Origin of the sequence: Mesorhizobium sp. M4A.F.Ca.ET.050.02.1.1 (assembly GCF_003997725.1) — a bacterium.
Classification (GTDB): domain Bacteria; phylum Pseudomonadota; class Alphaproteobacteria; order Rhizobiales; family Rhizobiaceae; genus Mesorhizobium.
The window spans coordinates 1-1,435 of the sequence record NZ_RZSG01001124.1; the positions used below are offsets into that span (position 1 = coordinate 1).

Sequence of the window (1,435 nt, forward strand, 5' to 3'; positions counted from 1 at the left end):
GAGAAGAACGCCATCATCGGCGGCGTGCTGTTGTCGATGCTGCTGGCAGCGCTCGACCAGACCATCGTCGCCCCGGCCATGCCGACGATGGCGCATTTGCTCGGCCATGCCGAATATCTGCCGTGGATCGTGACCGCCTATCTGCTCACCGCGACGGCTATGGCGCCACTTTATGGCAAGATTTCCGATGTTCATGGCCGCAGGCCAACGCTCTACGCGGCGATCCTTATCTTTCTCGCCGGATCGCTGGTCAGCGCAATGGCGCCCAACATGCTGGTGCTAGTCGTCGGGCGCGCTATTCAGGGCGCCGGCGGGGGTGGCTTGTTCGCGCTGGCACAGACGGTGATCGGAGACCTCGTGCCGCCGCGTGAGCGGGCGCGTTACGCGGCCTGGATCGCGGGTACCTGGGCTGTCGCCAGCATAGCCGGGCCGCTTTTGGGCGGCACCTTCGCCGAACATCTGCACTGGTCGCTGATCTTCTGGATCAACCTGCCGCTCGGCCTGCTGGCCATGGCAATCATCAACAAGCCGCTGAAGAAGCTGCCGATCGCGGCAAAACATCATCGTATCGATGGTCTCGGCGCGGCGCTGCTGATAGCGACCACTGCCCTGCTGCTGCTGGCGCTGAACTGGGGCGGCAGCGCCTACCCCTGGCTGTCGCGCGAAATCCTCGGGCTGCTCGCCGGTTCGGCGGTTATCTGGAGCGCTTTTGCGCTGCGGCTCATGCGCGCCGCCGAGCCGCTGATCTCGCTTGAGGTGCTCAGCAACCCGATCGTGCTGGCTGGCACCTTGTCCTTGTTCCTGCTGCAGGCCGCCAATATCGGCCTGGCGGTCTATCTGCCGGTCTACCTGCAGTCGATCGTCGGGCTTTCGGCCGGTGAATCGGGCATTGCGCTGCTCGGGCTGATGCTTGGCACCGTCGCCGGCGCGACGTTCAGCGGGCGCACGATACCGCGCTTTGTCCATTACAAGCGGATCGCCATGATCGGAGTGAGCTTCGCCATAGTCTGCCTTGGGGTGCTCAGCCTCGTCGCCGGGCACGCCTCCCTTTTGGTCGTTGAAATCCTGACGACCTGCATTGGCCTCGGCAGTGGGACGACGTTTCCGGTTGCGACTGTCTCGGTCCAGAACGCTGTCGATCAGGCGCATCTCGGTGTCGCCACGGGTGTGCTCACCTTCCTTCGCTCTTTGGGCAGCGCCCTTGGGGTGGCAATATTGGGCGCGGTCGCGCTGGGCTATGGCCTGCCATTGGCCGGCGAAGGCGCGCATTCAGCTGGCGCCGCCGCCTCGGCTGAAGCATTCATGATGATCTTTCTCGTCGCGGCGGTAATCCTGCTGATGGCGCTTGCCGCGCTCGGGCTGATGCCGGAAAAGACGCTTCGCGGCCATCCCGAAACCGCAGCCCCGGTGCTGGCCGAGTAGCGAAGCCTTCAAT

The 1,435-nt window shown here is 64.5% G+C and carries 1 protein-coding gene; it reads left to right on the top strand.

Features of this window, described 5'->3' with window-relative positions:
• Nucleotides 1-1,422, top strand: a 1,422-nt coding sequence (locus EOA33_RS35595) for an MDR family MFS transporter (protein WP_127407713.1), incomplete at its 5' end; no start/stop codon positions are given.
• Nucleotides 1,423-1,435 lie beyond the last annotated feature (13 nt).